General features: G+C 69.2%; 17 protein-coding genes. 6 read left to right on the top strand and 11 right to left on the bottom strand.

Annotated features, from left to right (window positions below; genetic code table 11):
- Positions 1-21 precede the first annotated feature (21 nt).
- Genes ACQPYZ_RS17825 through ACQPYZ_RS17805 form a run of 5 tightly spaced genes read right to left on the bottom strand, consistent with a single transcriptional unit; the run spans position 22 to position 5,334 of the window.
- Complete coding sequence (locus ACQPYZ_RS17825) at positions 22-1,275, bottom strand: enolase C-terminal domain-like protein (protein ID WP_433169571.1); 1,254 nt, start codon at positions 1,273-1,275, stop codon at positions 22-24.
- Positions 1,276-2,151 (bottom strand): NAD-dependent epimerase/dehydratase family protein, encoded by an 876-nt coding sequence (locus tag ACQPYZ_RS17820; RefSeq protein WP_433169569.1) that lies wholly within the window; start codon positions 2,149-2,151, stop codon positions 1,276-1,278.
- Entirely contained in the window at positions 2,148-3,029 is an 882-nt protein-coding gene (locus tag ACQPYZ_RS17815) for a carbohydrate ABC transporter permease (RefSeq protein WP_433169568.1), read from the bottom strand. Before ACQPYZ_RS17815 ends, ACQPYZ_RS17820 begins: the two co-directional genes overlap by 4 nt.
- Complete coding sequence (locus tag ACQPYZ_RS17810) at positions 3,026-3,952, bottom strand: carbohydrate ABC transporter permease (RefSeq protein ID WP_433169708.1); 927 nt, start codon at positions 3,950-3,952, stop codon at positions 3,026-3,028. Before ACQPYZ_RS17810 ends, ACQPYZ_RS17815 begins: the two co-directional genes overlap by 4 nt.
- Positions 3,953-3,954: 2 nt before the next feature.
- Positions 3,955-5,334 carry an ABC transporter substrate-binding protein gene (locus tag ACQPYZ_RS17805; RefSeq protein WP_433169566.1) on the bottom strand — a complete coding sequence of 460 codons (1,380 nt, stop codon included), beginning with the start codon at positions 5,332-5,334 and terminating at the stop codon, positions 3,955-3,957.
- A gap of 160 nt (positions 5,335-5,494) precedes the next feature.
- On the opposite strand from ACQPYZ_RS17805, the gene ACQPYZ_RS17800 reads away from it, so the two are divergent.
- Positions 5,495-5,962, top strand: coding sequence for an N-acetyltransferase family protein (locus ACQPYZ_RS17800; protein WP_433169564.1), 468 nt, complete (start codon positions 5,495-5,497; stop codon positions 5,960-5,962).
- Here ACQPYZ_RS17800 and ACQPYZ_RS17795 read toward each other — a convergent pair.
- A complete protein-coding gene (locus tag ACQPYZ_RS17795) occupies positions 5,959-6,159 on the bottom strand; it encodes a hypothetical protein (protein WP_433169563.1) in 201 nt (66 codons plus the stop codon). The two genes, ACQPYZ_RS17800 and ACQPYZ_RS17795, sit on opposite strands and share 4 nt — an antisense overlap.
- 168 nt (positions 6,160-6,327) lie before the next feature.
- On the opposite strand from ACQPYZ_RS17795, the gene ACQPYZ_RS17790 reads away from it, so the two are divergent.
- The 3 genes from ACQPYZ_RS17790 (at position 6,328) to ACQPYZ_RS17780 (ending at position 8,594) form a co-directional block, all read left to right on the top strand.
- A complete protein-coding gene (locus tag ACQPYZ_RS17790) occupies positions 6,328-6,921 on the top strand; it encodes a PadR family transcriptional regulator (RefSeq protein ID WP_433169561.1) in 594 nt (197 codons plus the stop codon).
- 204 nt (positions 6,922-7,125) lie between these two features.
- Positions 7,126-7,932 (top strand): alpha/beta fold hydrolase, encoded by an 807-nt coding sequence (locus ACQPYZ_RS17785; RefSeq protein ID WP_433169707.1) that lies wholly within the window; start codon positions 7,126-7,128, stop codon positions 7,930-7,932.
- Between the two features lie 260 nt (positions 7,933-8,192).
- Positions 8,193-8,594 (top strand): VOC family protein, encoded by a 402-nt coding sequence (locus tag ACQPYZ_RS17780; protein ID WP_433169559.1) that lies wholly within the window; start codon positions 8,193-8,195, stop codon positions 8,592-8,594.
- A gap of 124 nt (positions 8,595-8,718) precedes the next feature.
- Here ACQPYZ_RS17780 and ACQPYZ_RS17775 read toward each other — a convergent pair whose 3' ends face one another.
- On the bottom strand, positions 8,719-9,774 hold the full coding sequence (locus ACQPYZ_RS17775; RefSeq protein ID WP_433169557.1) for a DUF4185 domain-containing protein: 1,056 nt from the start codon (positions 9,772-9,774) through the stop codon (positions 8,719-8,721).
- A gap of 157 nt (positions 9,775-9,931) precedes the next feature.
- On the opposite strand from ACQPYZ_RS17775, the gene ACQPYZ_RS17770 reads away from it, so the two are divergent.
- On the top strand, positions 9,932-10,663 hold the full coding sequence (locus ACQPYZ_RS17770) for an SDR family NAD(P)-dependent oxidoreductase (protein WP_433169555.1): 732 nt from the start codon (positions 9,932-9,934) through the stop codon (positions 10,661-10,663).
- A gap of 1 nt (position 10,664) precedes the next feature.
- Here ACQPYZ_RS17770 and ACQPYZ_RS17765 read toward each other — a convergent pair whose 3' ends face one another.
- Positions 10,665-11,486 (bottom strand): sulfurtransferase, encoded by an 822-nt coding sequence (locus tag ACQPYZ_RS17765; RefSeq protein ID WP_433169553.1) that lies wholly within the window; start codon positions 11,484-11,486, stop codon positions 10,665-10,667.
- A complete protein-coding gene (locus tag ACQPYZ_RS17760; RefSeq protein ID WP_433169551.1) occupies positions 11,483-12,136 on the bottom strand; it encodes a thymidine kinase in 654 nt (217 codons plus the stop codon). Before ACQPYZ_RS17760 ends, ACQPYZ_RS17765 begins: the two co-directional genes overlap by 4 nt.
- A gap of 121 nt (positions 12,137-12,257) precedes the next feature.
- Here ACQPYZ_RS17760 and ACQPYZ_RS17755 point away from each other — a divergent pair, with 121 nt between their 5' ends.
- Positions 12,258-13,901, top strand: a complete 1,644-nt coding sequence (locus ACQPYZ_RS17755) for a S8 family peptidase (RefSeq protein ID WP_433169549.1) — start codon at positions 12,258-12,260, stop codon at positions 13,899-13,901.
- Here the strand turns inward: ACQPYZ_RS17755 and ACQPYZ_RS17750 are convergent.
- Positions 13,898-15,028 (bottom strand): alkaline phosphatase family protein, encoded by a 1,131-nt coding sequence (locus ACQPYZ_RS17750; RefSeq protein ID WP_433169547.1) that lies wholly within the window; start codon positions 15,026-15,028, stop codon positions 13,898-13,900. The two genes, ACQPYZ_RS17755 and ACQPYZ_RS17750, sit on opposite strands and share 4 nt — an antisense overlap.
- Positions 15,029-15,033: 5 nt before the next feature.
- A complete protein-coding gene (locus ACQPYZ_RS17745) occupies positions 15,034-15,645 on the bottom strand; it encodes a DUF5998 family protein (protein ID WP_433169545.1) in 612 nt (203 codons plus the stop codon).
- Positions 15,646-15,698: the final 53 nt, after the last annotated feature.

Raw genomic sequence — 15,698 nt, 5'->3', positions numbered from 1 at the left:
GGTAACGCCCGGCCACCGTTGTCACGGCGCTTCCAGAGCACCGTCGATGCGTCGTACGCCGGCCGCCCACTCGTCGTGTCCGGACAGTCGCGCGGGATAACGAGCGGCCGCTTCGAGATCGAGGTCGATCCCCCAGCCGGGGGCGTCGTTCGGGGTCAGCCAGCCGTCCTCGATCCGCAGCGTGCCGGGGAACACCTCGTGCGTCGCCTCGTTGTAGAGGTGGCCCTCCTGGATGCCGAAGGCAACCGAACTCACGTCGAGCGCGACGTTGGCGGCGGCACCGATCGGCGACGTGTCGCCCGGACCGTGCCAGGCCGTGCGGACGCCGCACAGCTCGGCCAGGTCGGCGAGCTTGCGGGCCGGCGTCAGGCCGCCGATGTCGGAGACGTGCGAGCGGATGAAGTCGACGCCGAGATCGCGGACGAGCCGCACCGCGTCACCCATCGACGTCGTCAGCTCACCGACCGCCAGCGGCACCGGGGAGGCGGCCCGGACCTCGGGCAGCCGGTCCCAGTGCTCGGGCGGCAGCACGTCCTCGAGGAAGAACAGCCCGTGCGGCTCGAGCGCCCGGGCCAGCAGCACGGCCTCCTTCGGCGTCAGCCGCGAGTGCACGTCGTGCAGCAGTTCGATGTTGTCCGGCAGCGCCTGGCGCGCCGCGGCGAACAGGTCCGGCGTCGTCCGCAGGTAGTCCCGCGCCGACCAGCCGTTGTGGTACGGCGAGTCCGGGTAGAGCGTCGCCACCTGCGGGGCGCCGTACCCGCCGCCGCCCGGGGTCGACATCTGCAGCCGGATGTGCCGCCAGCCCTGGGCGGCGAACTTGTGCGCCTGCTCGAGCGTCTCGTCGATCGTCCGGCCGCTGGCGTGGATGTAGGTGTCCGCGGCCGCCCGGACCTTGCCGCCGAGCAGTTCGTACACCGGCATCCCGGCCCGCTTGCCGGCGATGTCCCACAGCGCCTGGTCGATCCCGGAGATCGCGTTGTTCGTCACCGGTCCGCCACGCCAGTACCCCGAGAACCCCGCCAGCCGGGTCAGGTCGCCGATGTCACCCGGGTACCGCCCGATCAGCAGCCGGGCCAGGTGCTCGTCGACGAACGTCTGCACCGCCTTCCACCGCTGGGTGAAGGTCGCACAGCCGAGGCCGTACAGCCCCGGCTCGGTGGTGTCGATCCGCACGACCACCAGCGGGATGCCTTCCGGCGCGGTGACGATCGCCTTGACGTCCCGGATGCGGACGTCGTCGCGCACCGGCCAGGGCTGGTCGAAGTTCGAGGGCATTCAGATCTCCAGGGGAAGGGTCGGCAGGTCGAGTTCGTGCCGGGCCTGGAAGCCGAGCACGGTCCGGGCCGCGGTCAGGTCGATCGGCACCTCGCGGCCGACGAACCGCCGCAGCCGCGGCACGTCCGGCGCGAAGGCGTCCAGCAGTGCCTCGGTCGGGTACGGCGCGTTCGTGGTGTTCGCGGCCACGAAGAAGGTGTGCGCCCCGGACAACGGCGCCGTCAGCCCGAGCTCGATCGCGTACGCCGCGTCCCGGGTGTCCAGATAGCTCCAGGCCTCCCGCAGTCCGCGGCCCGGCTCCCGCCGTGCGCCGTCCGCCTGGCGCTCGAGCACGTCGGGCGCATTCACGTGCGGGAACCGGAACGCGACCACGTCGGTCCCCCACGTCCGCCACACCATCCGGGCCGCGTTCTCGTCGTTCTGCTTGGACAGCGAGTAGGCGTCGCCGACGTCGGTCGGGATCTTCTCGTCCAGCGGGAAGTACGCCGGCAGGACCTGGTGCGGGTTGAACGGGATCCCGGTCGCGTTGATGCTGCTGGCGATCACCGCCCGCCGGATCCCGAGCGCCCCGGCCTGCGCGAGCACGTTGAACGTCGACACGACGTTGATCGTGTAGACGTCGTACGGCGTACCGGCCGACGGATGGGCCAGCGCGGCGAGGTGGACGACGTACTCCGCGCCGGCCAGCGCGTCCGCGACGTCGGCCTCGGACCGGGTGTCGCCGATCACCACCCGGTCGGCCTTGAGGTCCGGGTGCTCGACGTTCGACAGCGCGGTCACCAGCGCACCGAGCTCGGTGAGGCGCTGGACCGTCACCAGCCCGATCCGCCCGGCCGCCCCCGTCACCAGCACCCGCCGGCCGTTCAGTGCCGTCACTCCTTGATACCTCCCGACATCCCCACACCTTTCAGGAACTGCTTCTGGAACACCAGGAACAACACCACCGGGATCAGCACGGCCAGGAAGAGCGCGCTCATCTGCAGTGAGATCTCGGTCGTCTCGGCCACCCGCGGCAGCGCCACCGAGATCGGCTGCAGCCGCGGATCCGGCAGTACCAGCAGCGGCCAGAGGTAATCCTTCCAGGAGCCGATCACGGTCAGCAGGGCGACCACCCCGACGATCGGTTTCGACAGCGGCAGCACCAGCGAGGTGAACAGCCGCAGGTTGCTCGCGCCGTCGATCCGGGCCGCCTCGATCAGCTCGCGCGGGATCGAGTCGAAGTACCGCTTCATCACCAGGATGTTGAACGCACCGGCCGCCTGCGGCAGCCAGACCGCCCAGAAGGTGTTCTGCAGGTTGAACCCGAGCACGGGCATCTTGAGGATGGTCAGGTACAGCGGGACCAGCGAGATCACACCCGGCAGAAACAGCGTCGCGAGTACGGCGCCGGTCACGATCGGGCCCCACTTCGGCCGCAGCACGCTGAGCACGAAGGCACCCGTCGTACACACGAACAGAGTCGACAGCAGCGACCCGATCGCGATGATCGCGGTGTTGCCGAGGTAGGAGCCGATCTGGACCCGGGTCCACGCGTCCGGGATGTTCTGCCACTGGATGCCGGACGGCCACAGCTGCATCGGGCCGCGGAGGATGTCCTGGCTGGTGGACAGCCCGGACTTGAGCAGCCACAGCAGCGGACCGACACCGGCGATGGCGACACCGACGAACAGCATGACCTGGATCGTCGGCAGGCCGTAGCGGACCAGTGAGCGCTTCCGGTCGGCGGTCGAGATGATGCCGCGCTCGTGACTCATGTGATGCTCCAGCGCCTGGTCAGGAAGTGGTACACGACGGACAGCACGCACAGGACACCGGCCAGCAGGACGCTGAGCGCGGTGGCGGCGCCGAAGTCGCCGTTGATGAACGCGTACCGGTAGATCAGCAGCAGGATCGTCGTGGTCGCGTTGTCCGGACCGCCGCCGGTGAACAGGAACGGCTCGGTGAACACCTGGAACGTCCCGATCAGCTGCAGCAGCATCATGATCAGGATGATTCCGCGGATCTGCGGCAGCGTGACGTGCCAGACCCGCTGCCAGATCCCGGCGCCGTCCAGCTCGGCCGCCTCGTACAGCTCGGTCCGGACCCCGGTCAGCGCGGCCAGGTAGATGATCGCGGTCGCCCCGGCGCCGGCCCAGGTCGCCTCGAGCACGATCGCCGGCATCGCCAGGTCGGGCGAGTTCAGCCAGGCGAACGGCCCGAGGCCGAACCAGCCGAGGATCGAGTTGAACACCCCGGCCCCGCTCGGGTCGTAGAAGAACTTCCACAGCAGGATCGCCGCCACCGGCGGGACCACGGCCGGCAGGTAGGAGATCACGTTGTAGAGCCAGCCGGTGCTGCGCAGCTCGCTGATGAACACGGCCAGGAACAGGGGCACCGGGAACCCGAAGATCAGGGCCAGCAGGGCGAAGTACAGCGTGTTGACCGTCGCCTGCGGGAGCTGCGGGTCGGCCAGCACGTAGCTGAAGTTCGCCATCCCGACCCACTCCGGGGTGGTGACCAGGTTGTTCTTCTGGAAGCTCAGCACCAGGCCGCGGACGATCGGTCCCCAGGAGAAGTACAGGAAGGTCAGCAGCAGCGGCAGGGCGAAGACGACGGCGCTCAGTCCGCCGGAGCGGTACCAGGTGACCACACGCTGGGTACCGCTCCGGCCGGACTTCTGCGTACGCAGGAGGGACATGCTCACCGGGCCAGGCGGGCGTCGATCTTCGATGCGGCGTCGGTGAGCAGCTTGTCGATGTCCGCGTCCTTCTTGGTCAGCACCTGCTGGACGACCGGGTCGAGCAGGGCGTAGACCTCCTGAGCCTTGTTGGACGGCTCGGGCAGCAGCTTCAGCGTCTTCGTCGACTCGACGTACCCCGTGAACTGCTCGACCGGGACGTTGTTGTACGGCTCCCGCCAGGCGTTGTAGCGGTCGTAGGTCTCCTGGCTCAGCGGGGTGATGCCGGGCCGGCCGACGAAGCCCTTGTCGGCGATCGAGTCCTTGGCGTTCTGCACCGCGAGCTGCTCGTTGGTGTACTTGTCGAACTCCTGCGACTTGATCCACTTGAGCGCGGCGACGATCTCGTTCTTCGACGCCTTCGGGTTGATCATCTTGATCGAGCCGCCGGTCAGGGTGCCGTGCGGGCCGCCGTCCTGCGGCAGCGCGCCGTGGCCGTAGTCGGCCGGCTTCATGCCGAAGTTCTTCACGCACATGTCGTAGGCGTCCGGCGCCTGCAGGACCATGCCGATCTTGCCGGCCGCGAAGTCCTGCCGGATCTCCTCCTGGTTGTAGAGGAAGTTGCTGCCCATGGTGTTGTCGCTCCAGCGCATGTCCTTCAGCAGCTGCAGCGCCTTCTTGGTCGGCGCTTCGTTGAAGGTGCTCTTCTTGCCGTCCTGGCTCTGCACCGACCCGCCCATCGAGTACGTCATGGTGGTCAGCATCCAGCCGCCGGTGTTGTCCTTGGTCAGCTGCGCGTAGCCGGCCTTGCCGGTCTTCTCGGTGATCTGCCGCGCGTACTGGCGGACCTCGTCCCAGGTCGTCGGCGGCTTGTCCGGGTCGAGACCGGCCTGCGTGAACAGCGCCCGGTTGTAGGCCAGCCCGACCGAGAACACGTCGATCGGTACGCCGTAGATCCGGCCGTTGCCGTCCTGGACGATCTTCAGCACGTCCGGGTTCAGGTCCTTGGTCAGGTCGACCAGCTTCAGCTCGTCGGTGATGTCCGGCAGCTGCTTGTTCGGGATCATGTTGGCCGGCTCGGTGAAGCTGATGTTCATCACGGTCGGGAGCGAGCCACCTGCCACCTGAGCCTGGAAGGTCTGCGCGTCCCACTTCGTCTCGGTGGACTTCACCGTGATGTTCGGGTGGGCGTCCATGAACTTCTTGATGTTGCGCTCGAACGCGGCGATGTCGTTCGGCTTGTCCGGGGTCGGGCGGTCCCCGATCGTGATCGTCACCGGCGCCTTCTCGTCGACGGCCCCGCCGGCGTCGGTGGACGGCGTCGTACCGTCCGCACAGCCGGCGCCGGCGAGCACCAGCCCTGCCAGCCCCAGTCCGGCGCCCCACCTGCTCACTCTCGTCATCGGAACTCCTCAGGTTTCCGGAGGCCGGCGGCGTGCTCCGCTGCACCTCGCCGGCCACGTCCCGAGTAAGTTAAACCAAGCGTGTTACTTTCTCAATGGCTGACGATCATCGGTTGTAAATCCGCTGGAGGCCGGCTCTCCGGTCCGCGAGGATGAGGGCATGTTGCTGCGAGCTGCGGGCGCCGACGACTTCGCGTTCCTGACCGAGATGTTGCTGGAGGCGTACAACTGGGACGGGACCCCGACCTTCACGCTCGACAAGCTGCGATCCGAGGACAAGGCCTGGCGGTACGTCGCCGACTGGCCGCGACCGACCGACTTCGGTGTGATCGCCGAGGTCGACGGAACGCCGGCGGGCGCCGCGTGGGCACGGCTGTTCACCGCCGAGCGATCTGGGTACGGCTACGTCGCCGACGACGTCCCGGAGCTGTCGCTCGGCGTCTCCCCCGCGTTCCGCCGCCAGGGCATCGCCCGCGCGGTGATGACCGAGCTGATCCGGATCTCGCCGTACCGACGCCTGAGCCTGAGTGTCGATCCAGCCAACAACGCAGCCAAGCTCTACCGCTCACTCGGCTTCAGGACCGTCGGCACGGTCGAGACCTCGGAAACCATGCTCCTCGAGCTCTAGCGGCGCTGGGCACCCGAACGACCGAGGTCGACGATCGCGGCCTCACCCCGCTGTTCTGGACCCACATCGCGCCCTGCGGCGAGGTCTTCGGTGACCCGGGCCAGGTGAAACGGGGCCCAGCTATCGCCCGCCACCTCGGTGTCTGCCCGCTCGACGGCGTCGTGCAGTGCCGCACCGGCGAACACCGGATCGCGCAACGTCGCCGCCTCCGGCGCGGTCAGCCACGCATCGGGTTCGGCGTGCTCACCGTGGTCAGTACCGGGATGCTCATATGCTCGAGCCTACAAGTGAGTGAACCGAGCCGAGGTCGTGAAGTTGTTGAGCAGCGCGGAGCGAGTCCGAGCAGATTGAGCGGAGGTGGGCGCATGTCGGCGACGAAGCTCCTGGTACTCGGTATCGTGCACCTCTCCGGCGGCGCGCATGGCTACCAGGTGCGGTCCGAACTGCAGAGCTGGCGTGCGGAGATTTGGGCCAAGATCAAGCCCGGCTCGGTTTATCACGCGCTGAAGAAGGCGGCGGCTGATGGCCTCCTCACCGAACACCCTGAGCCGGGCAACTTCGGGCCGGAGCGCGTTCTGTACCGCGCGACAGCTCGGGGACGTGACGAGATAGTCGAACTGGTCCGCGTCGGTCTGCGGCGCACCCACGACCCGGACATGCTCAACGCGGCCATCGCCATGTTGCCCATGCTGACCAGGGCGGATGCCATCGCGCACGTCAACGAGCGGGTCGCGCGCCTGGAAGCGGAGCTCGTAGAGCAGGCCAAGTGGCGGGAGCACCCCAATCGGGACACCCCCGAGCACGTCCGCGATCAGGCCGAACTGTGGGCGGGACACGCACGCACCGAACTGGAGTGGGCGAAGTTCCTGAGCAAACGACTGTCTGAGGGCGCCTACACCATGGCCGATGATCCGGGTTCGTGGCGAACGGTCCCCGATCACCTCAAGATGCGCTCCTAATCAAACTTTACTAGACGCTCCTCCTCGTGTACTTTGGCCAAGTAATCAAATTTGACTAGCCGCAACCAATCCGTTCGCAACACCGAGAGAAGGAACCGGCCCGAAGTGCGAGTGACGGAGGGGGCAGCCCACGTAACTCAATCCTGGTCGACATGCTCCGCCGGTGACGACCACGCATCGAGATGGAGAGAAGCAGTGAACGAGATGACACTTCGTGTGACGTCCGCCGACGGTACGAGGATCGCCTACGACCGGAAAGGCACTGGCCCGGCGGTGATCCTCGTCGGCGGCACCCTAGACGACGGCGCTGAGAACGCGCCGCTGGCCCGGCTCCTTGCCGACCATTTCACGGTCTACAACTACGCACGACGCGGCCGGGGCGCCAGCGGCAATACACCGCCGTACGCCGTGGCGCGGGAGCTGGAAGACCTCGACGCGCTGATTGCGACAGCCGGCGGCTCAGCTCACGTGTACGGCGCCTCATCTGGCGGCGCCCTCGTGCTGGAGGCAGCAGCGGCAGGTTCGGCGATCGACAAGATCGCGGTGTGGGATACGCCGTACGTGATCGGGGACGACCAGTGGCCGAGGTTCAACCAGTACCTCGCGGACACCCACGAGGCATACAAAGCCGGCCGGGACGAGGAGCTCCTGGAACTGTTCATGAGGCTTACCGGCGGACCCGACGTGGACATCGCGGCTGGCAAACAGCACCCGATGTGGGCCTCGTCCGTCGCGCTCGCCCACACGCTCGTCAAGGACGCCGCGGTCCTCAATGGCTACAAGATCCCCACGAACCGACTTGCCCGCATCACTCAGTCGGTCCTGGTGACCACCGAGGGTCCGGCCACCGAGCCCCAGTTTGCAGGCCTCCCGACCGACTTCTTCGACCGCGCCGCGAAAGCGATAACCGCTGCCATCCCCCAGACCGAACGACAGACGCTCGACGGGCAGGGACACGTCGTCGCCCCCGAACTCATGGCCGGTGTACTGAAGACGTTCTTCAACCAGTAACCCGTCGACTGATCAGGTCGTGACCGTGGGTCGCTTCGCCAGCGCACGGACTCACCCCGGGAAGGTTCCGGGGTCATGCGGGACAACATGCGGACACGACAAGGAGAGACGATGAGCGAGCTGACCACCCCGCGGCCGGCCGGCACACCGACCTGGATCGACCTGGGCATCCCGGATCTCGACCGCGCGATGACCTTCTACGGCGCGCTGTTCGGTTGGGAGTTCGATGTGGGACCGGCGGAGTTCGGCCACTACACCCAGTGCTTGCTACGGGGCAGACCCGTCGCGGCCATCAGGCCGAACCCGATCCCGACGCCACGGACTTCTGGTGGAACGTCTTCTTCGCGACGGATGACTGTGACGCCGCGGCCGCCCGAGCGCGGGACGCGGGCGGCTCGATCATCACCGGTCCGATGGACGTGCTGGACCAGGGCCGGACGGCGATCATCAAGGACACCACCGGTGCGCAGTGTGGACTGTGGCAGGCCGGTCCCCACATCGGCTGCGAGATCGTCAACGAGCCGAACGCACTGCTCCGCAACGACCTGGTCACCGCGGAACCCGGGCCCGCGCGCGACTTCTACGTCGCGGTCTTCGGACACTCCGGCGCCAAGCCACCAGCGAAGGCTGAGCAACCCGAGCTCCTCGTTTGCGGCTGGTGACACAATCCCTACCGGCACCCCAACTGCCGCGAACGCATCGAGTGTGATGAGAATGCGTGAGGTAGACGTTTGCCGCGTGCAATCTTCCTACACTCGGCGAGCGGTGGACGACGAGCGGCGGACGCTAGCCGAAGTTGCGGATGCGGAACTGCATGGCGCGGTAGGGCCAGCCGGCGTCGGTCTTCCACTGGCTGACCGACAGGTGCAGGTCGCTCAGCGTCGAGCCCGGGATGATGTAGCCGCCGTACAGCTGGGCCACGTGGTTGTCGTTCTCGTTGCCCCAGGTGCCGCCGTAGATCAGGGTCTGCCGGTACGCCGTGTGCAGGTTGGACGTCGGCGTGTCCATGATGATGCCGTCGATCCGGTAGTCGCCGGCGTTGAACCAGGTGAGCACCCACTTCCCGCCGAGCGGCCGCAGGCAGAGCTCGCCGAAGCTGCCGGGCAGGATCGGCGTCGCCGGGTTGCCCCAGGCCCAGACGCCGTCGCGGTAGCCCCACGGCTCGTACGCCGCCGGGTTGGCGATCTGGTTGCTGCGGACCCGCTTCAGGATGATCGGCTTGTTGCGCTGGAAGCCGGTCGAGTAGACGTAGACGTACCCGTCGTTGCCCTCGCCCCAGGTCAGGCACTGGAACATCCCGCCGTCGATGTTCGGGTCGAACTTCGCGCCGGTGTGGTACCAGCTCGCGCCCGAGTTGTCGCTGCGCCAGATCTCGGTCCACACGACGTTGCCGAGACCCTTGTTCACCATCACGTGCAGGTACATCGACCCGCCGATGGTGATCACGTCCGACGGCAGGACGGTCGAGAACACCGGGTTGTCGTGCTCGTACTCCCACAACTGCTGCGCGGCCGCGCCGCCGACGGCACCGGACCACCGGACCCCGCTGTTCAGGTCGGTCGTGGTCGACCACAACGCCACCGGCGACCGCCACCAGCCGCCACCGACGCGCGGCTCCTCGAAGGTGTCGCCGAACACGAACAGCATCCGGCCGTCGGGGGTCCGCGCCGGGATTCCGAGGTCGGTCGCGGCCATCCGGAACCGGTCGGTCAACCCCGGCCCGGTCAGGTCGGCCACCTTGTTCGTCAGCACGGCCTGAGGTTTCGCCATCGCCGGCAGACCGGGTACGGCGGCCACCACGCCGGCGCCGAGGGCCGCGCGGAGGAACGTGGATCGCTTCATGAGTGACTCCCAGGGGCGGATGGAAATCGATTTCTGACCACGGTCCCGGATGGCGGCGGGGAAGTCAAGACAGAGAGCCGTTTCACACTCCGGCGACGTCACGGCCGGGCAGCGGGCGGCGTCTGGTGGACGAATCGTCACCTGTCAGGAGGACATGATGAAGACCACCGTGCTGATCACCGGAGCCAACAAGGGCCTCGGCTACGAAGGGGCGCGCCGGCTCGGCGAGCTGGGCTGGAAGGTGTTTCTCGGCGCCCGCGACCAGGCCCGGGGCGAGGCCGCGTCGGAGAAGCTGGCCGCCGAGGGTGTGGACGTCGTCCTGGTCCCACTCGACGTCACGTCGGACGAGTCGGTCGCCGGCGCACTGGAACTCGTCCGCGGGCACACCGACCGGCTCGACGTACTGATCAACAACGCCGGTGCGCCGGGGCACGTCGTCCACCCCGGCGAGGCGACCGCCGGCGAGTTGCACCCGGTGTACGACGTCAACGTCTACGGGCCGGTGCGGGTCACCCAGGCGTTCCTGCCGCTGCTGCAGGCGGCCGAGAACCCGCGCGTGGTGAACGTGACCAGCGCCGGCGGCGCGTTCAGCGTGATCCTCGACCCGGGTCAGCCGGCGGCCGCGATGCACGAACTCGCCTACAGCTCGTCGAAGGCCGCGATCAACATGATCACCGTCCGGTACGCGCAGGCGCTGCCGGGCATCAAGTTCAACGCCGTGACACCCGGCGAGACCGAGAAGCACACGTTCGCGGCCACCGACATGAACAACCACAAGGGTCAGCTGACGGTGACCGAGGGCACCGACTCGATGATCCGGATGGCGACGCTCGGCGCGGACGGACCGACCGGCACCTTCGAGGATCGGCTGGGGCCGATCGGGTGGTGACTCAGTCGTTGCCGGTGGCCACGGGTCGGCTGGGGTCGGTGATCCAGTCCGACCAGGAGCCGATGTAGACGGCGGCCGGGATGCCGCTGAGCTCGAGGGCGAGGGCCTCGTGGGCAGCGGTGACGCCGGAGCCGCAGTACACGCCGACCTGGGTCGAGTCGTCGACGCCGAGCTTCCCGAAGCGTTCCCGCAGCTCGCCAGCCGGGAGGAACTGTCCGGTCTCGTCCACGTTGGCCGCGGTCGGCGCGTTCACCGCACCCGGGATGTGGCCGGCGACCGGGTCCATCGGCTCGACCGCACCTGCGAACCGCTCGGGGGCCCGCGCGTCCAGCAGCACCCCGGCCCCGGCCACCTCGGCCGCGCCGTGGGCGTCCAGCAACGGGAGGTGGCCGGCGGTCGCGATGAACGTGCCGTCCCGGTCCGCCGGTACGTCGGTCGTCACCTCTCCCCCGGCCGCCTGCCAGGCCGCGAACCCGCCGTCGAGCACGCGGACGTCGCGGACCCCGAAGTACCGGAAGATCCACCACGCCCGGGCGGCGGCCGTCGAGTCGGCGGCGTCGTAGACGACCACCGGCGTCCCCGGGCCGACGCCGGCGCGCCGCAGCGCCGCGGTCACTGTGGTTGCTGCCGGCAACGGGTGTCGGCCGCCGGGGCCCGGTGGTCCGGCGAGCTCGGTGTCCAGGTCGACGAAGTACGCGCCGGGGAGGTGGCCGGCGTCGTATGCCTCCCGCCCGGGCGGGCCCGCGAGGCTCCAGGTGACGTCGATCAGCACCGGACGCTCCGCCAGGCCGCGCAGCTCCGCGACCGTGATCAGTGGGCTCATGACGCGCTTCCTCCGAACGGCAGGACTTCGGGTGAGAGGGTGGCCCGGGCACGCGCCTGGGTGAGCCGGCGACGGTGGTGCCGGCGGCAGAGCACCTCGTACGCGACCTCGTGGTCGTGGGTCACGATGTCGCCGACGACCAGCTGCTCGCCCTCGGTGACCATCTCCCCACCGATCGTACGGGCGTTGTGCGTGGCCCGTTCGCCGCACCAGCACAACGCCTCGACCTGGAGCAGCTCCATCCGGTCGGCGAGCTCCACCAGGCGGGCCGACCCCGGGAACAGCGTGGCCCGGAAGTCGGTCAGGATGCCGAACGCGAACACGTCGATCTGCAGCTCGTCGACCAGTCGCGCCAACTGCTCGATCTGCGGCGGGCTGTAGAACTGGGCCTCGTCGCAGACCACGTAGTCGATCCGGCCACCGTGGGTGAGCTCACCGACGACGTACTCCCAGAAGTCGAACTCGGGCCGGACCTCGATCGCCTGGGCGGCCAGCCCGAGGCGGGACGACAGCACCGCCTCGCCGGCCCGGTCGTGGCTGGTGAAGATCCGTCCGCGCCGCCCCCGGGCCTTGTGGTTGTGGTCCATCTGCAGGGCGAGGGTGGACTTGCCGCAGTCCATGGTCCCGGTGAAGTAGAGCAGCTCAGCCACGGGCGTTCATCCTGCCAAGTCGGCGGACCACCCCGCACGCCGGGGTGGCGCGTCGTACCAGGTCGGTACCGAACGCGGGCGTCGGCTTGGGTTCTGGGCCTCCCTCCGGTTTGAATGGATCGTGCGCAAAGCTCTGGTCCTGCTCCTCGCGGCCTGCCTGACGACCGCGACCGCCACTTCGCCGGCGGCCGCCGCTCCGGTCCGGGCCGAGGCCGGACTGCGGGCGTACTTCGTGATCACCGAGCCGCGGCAGACCGGCAAGGTCACCGGCGCGATCACCTCGAACGGCGGCAGCGTCTACGCGACGTACGACGCGATCGGCGTGATCGTCGCGCACTCGACCGCGGCCGACTTCGCCGGCAAGCTGCGGGGCGTCGACGGCGTGCAGAAGGCCGGCGCGACCCGGACGTCGGACCTGCCGGCCGATGTCGGCGCGCCCGCGATCCCCGCGCAGGTCCCGGAGGTGCCGAGCAGCACGCCGGAGACCGACCGGCAGGACATGGCCGCGATCGGCGCGAACCGGGCCTGGGACAAGAACCCGGGCGCCAAGACGATCACGGTCGGTGTGCTCGACACCGGCGTCGACGACCAGCACCCGGATCTCAAGCCGAACTTCGACGCGGCCAAGTCGGCGTCGTGCGCGTACGGCAAGGCCGACACCCGGCCCGGTGCGTGGCGGCCGGTCGGCGAGCACGGCACCCACGTGGCCGGCACGATCGCGGCCGCCCGCAACGGCACCGGCATGGTCGGGGTCGCGCCCGGGGTGAAGGTGTCCTCGATCCGCGTCGCCGAGGCCGACAGCCAGCTGTTCTTCCCGGAGAACACCGTCTGCGCGTTCATGTTCGCCGCCGACAAGGGCGTCTCGATCACCAACAACAGCTACTACACCGACCCGTGGCTGTTCCTCTGCCCTTCCGACCAGGACCAGGACGCCATCGCCGAGGCGATCCGGCGCTCGGTCGCGTACTCGGACTCCAAGGGGGTCGTGAACGTCGCCGCGGCCGGCAACGAGGACTACGACCTCGCGAACAAGACCGACGACGACTCCAGCCCGAACGACTCGACCCCCGCGCAGCGCACGGTCACCAACGACTGTCTGACGCTGCCGACCGAGCTCCCGAACGTGGTCGTGGTCGCGTCGGTCGACGCGGCCGGCGGGAAGTCGCGCTTCTCCAACTTCGGTGAGAACAAGATCAACGTCGCCGCCCCCGGCGAAGGCGTCTACTCGACCGTTCCCGGCGGCGGCTACGAGTCGATGAGCGGTACGTCGATGGCCTCGCCGCACGTCGCCGGCGTGGCGGCCCTGCTGCGGAGCGTGAACGCGAAGCTCACCACCGCCCAGGTCAGGGGTGAGCTCGCCCGGCAGGCGAACGACCTCGCCTGCCCGCCGGGCGCTTCCGGCGAGTGCATCGGGACGCAGGCGAACAACTCGTTCTACGGCGAGGGCATGGTGGACGCGGCCGAGGCGGTCGGCGTGGCCGCCGCGCAGCCGAACGGCGCGATCTCGATCACCAAGCCGTCCGACCAGCTCGGCTTCGGCGGCGCGCCGGCGATCCCGTTGCTGATGAAGGGCACGGGCGGGACGGGCGAGATCAGCTACTCGGCGTCCGGCCTGCCGCCGGGGCTGAGCATCGACACCGAGCGCGGCTGGATCACCGGCGTGCTGACCCCCGGCTCCGGGCGCTACAAGGTGACCGTGATCGCCCGCGACGGCGAGGCCAAGACCTCGCAGACCAGCTTCTTCTGGAACGTCTGGAGTTTCTAGAACCCGGGATCGACGAGGAGCGGGATCGCCATCTCGTCGTCGGTGAGCGAGCCGTGCAGGCCGATCAGGTCGGCCTCCTTCGGGAAGCGCCGGCCCGCGACCAGCGCCACCGGCCCGAGCGTGGCGACCACGACGTCCCCCAGCCGGGGCGCGACCCGGTCTTCGACGCCACCGAACCAGCCCAGCCCGACGGCCTCCTCGCGGCTCAGCACCAGCGCGTCCGCGCCCAGCCGCGCCCGGTAGGTCGCGAGCACGTCGGCCTCGGCGCCAGGAACGCAGTACAGGTGGCGGAAGCGGGACTCACCGCCTATCAGCCGGATCCCGTCCAGCAGCGCGGGCTCTTCGTCGAGGTCGACCCGGCCCTCGGGGGCGACGTCGATCATCCCGTGGTCGGCGACGACGAGCAGTACGGCGTCGCGGGGCAAGGCGGACCGGATCTGCTGGGCGAACAGGTCGGCCGCGGCCAGCTCCTTGCGCCACTGCTGCGAGTCCGAACCCTCGTTGTGGCCGGTGTAGTCGAGCTGAGAGTCGTACACGTACACGAGCGACGAACTGCCCTCGCGGATGGCGAACCGGGTCGCGTCCAGCCGGTCCTCGACCGTGTCCGCGCCCCGGTGTGCGCTCCCGCGGAATGCAGCCGCAGTGAGACCGGAGGTGTCGAAGCGGGCCTTGCTCACGTTGCGCGTGGCGACCCCCGCGGCGGCGATCCGGTCGAAGACCGTGCCGTGCGGCTGCCAGCGTCGCGGATCGACCGGTGCGTCCCACTGCAAGGCGTTCAGCAGCGCGCCGGACTCGGGCACGATCGAGGTGTAGCCGACGATGCCGTGCGCACCCGGCGGCAGACCGGTGCCGAGGCTGGTGAGGCTCACGGCCGTCGTCGACGGCACGCCGGCGGTCAGGCTGCGCCCGGTCGGCAGCAGCGACGACAGGTACGGCGCGACGTCCGCGTTCCGCTGGAGCAGATTCCACCCCAGTCCGTCGAACAGCAGGACGGCGTACCGGGGCGCGGGCGGCAGTCCGAGAACGTTCTGCTCCCCGGCAACCGAGAGCGCGCCCGCCACCGAGGGCAGTACGTCGGCGAGCGCCCCACCGCCGTACTGCGGGCTGACCGGCGCGGACCTGGCCACGGCCGCTACCGGCTGGTGGCGAACGACAGCGCCTGCGCGAAGTCGAGCACCTGTTGGATCCCCGCCGGGCCGTCCGCGGCGGAGCTGATCCGCAGCGAGATGTCGTCGGCCGCGACCGAGCCGGTGTAGCCGTGGTCGGCCTCGCAGTTCGGGTCGGCGCAGACGGCCGGCTCGAGGTCGATCCGGTTCACCATCCCCCAGCCGATCGTCAGCACGACCTCACCGCCGCCGGCCACCGCCGGGTCGGACTTGCCCGAGGCGTAGCCGGCCGGGTTGGGCACGACCCGGTTGACGACCACCGCGTTCACCCGGTGCAGCGGGATCGCCTCGGTCGAGGTCGACGCGTACGGCGCCCGGATCAGCTCGTCGGCCGCGTGCTCGTCGGTGTGGCCGACGATCAGCCGGGTCGGGGTCAGCGCCAGGATGGTGATGTGCCGCCGGACCTCGTCCCGGTCGAACGTCGGCTCGTGCTGCAGCACGAAGGCACGGATCGGCTCGCCCGCGATCGCCACCGCGAGCGAGTCGGTGACGACGTCGGGGTAGTAGCCGCACCGATCGATCGCCTCGCGGAGGGCGGAGGAGACGTCTGCGAGCTCCGGCACATTCAGGTCACGCATGCCCTCATCCTTGCACGACCCGGTCCCGGCGCGATTTCCCCTTGTGGACAACC

Source organism: Kribbella sp. CA-247076, from assembly GCF_050942445.1.
In the GTDB taxonomy this organism is placed as follows: domain Bacteria; phylum Actinomycetota; class Actinomycetes; order Propionibacteriales; family Kribbellaceae; genus Kribbella.
The sequence above is the reverse complement of the archived record's forward strand: the minus strand, read 5'-3'. Positions and strand labels throughout refer to the sequence as shown.

Excerpts from the sequence above, each read along its gene's own strand:
- ACQPYZ_RS17825 (WP_433169571.1), bottom strand. The coding sequence starts at position 1,275 with ATGCCCTCGAACTTCGACCAGCCCTGGCCGGTGCGCGACGACGTCCGC.
- ACQPYZ_RS17815 (WP_433169568.1), bottom strand. The coding sequence starts at position 3,029 with ATGAGTCACGAGCGCGGCATCATCTCGACCGCCGACCGGAAGCGCTCA.
- ACQPYZ_RS17810 (WP_433169708.1), bottom strand. The coding sequence starts at position 3,952 with ATGTCCCTCCTGCGTACGCAGAAGTCCGGCCGGAGCGGTACCCAGCGT.
- ACQPYZ_RS17805 (WP_433169566.1), bottom strand. The coding sequence starts at position 5,334 with ATGACGAGAGTGAGCAGGTGGGGCGCCGGACTGGGGCTGGCAGGGCTG.
- ACQPYZ_RS17800 (WP_433169564.1), top strand. The coding sequence starts at position 5,495 with ATGTTGCTGCGAGCTGCGGGCGCCGACGACTTCGCGTTCCTGACCGAG.
- ACQPYZ_RS17790 (WP_433169561.1), top strand. The coding sequence starts at position 6,328 with ATGTCGGCGACGAAGCTCCTGGTACTCGGTATCGTGCACCTCTCCGGC.
- ACQPYZ_RS17785 (WP_433169707.1), top strand. The coding sequence starts at position 7,126 with ATGACACTTCGTGTGACGTCCGCCGACGGTACGAGGATCGCCTACGAC.
- ACQPYZ_RS17775 (WP_433169557.1), bottom strand. The coding sequence starts at position 9,774 with ATGAAGCGATCCACGTTCCTCCGCGCGGCCCTCGGCGCCGGCGTGGTG.
- ACQPYZ_RS17770 (WP_433169555.1), top strand. The coding sequence starts at position 9,932 with ATGAAGACCACCGTGCTGATCACCGGAGCCAACAAGGGCCTCGGCTAC.
- ACQPYZ_RS17765 (WP_433169553.1), bottom strand. The coding sequence starts at position 11,486 with ATGAGCCCACTGATCACGGTCGCGGAGCTGCGCGGCCTGGCGGAGCGT.
- ACQPYZ_RS17745 (WP_433169545.1), bottom strand. The coding sequence starts at position 15,645 with ATGCGTGACCTGAATGTGCCGGAGCTCGCAGACGTCTCCTCCGCCCTC.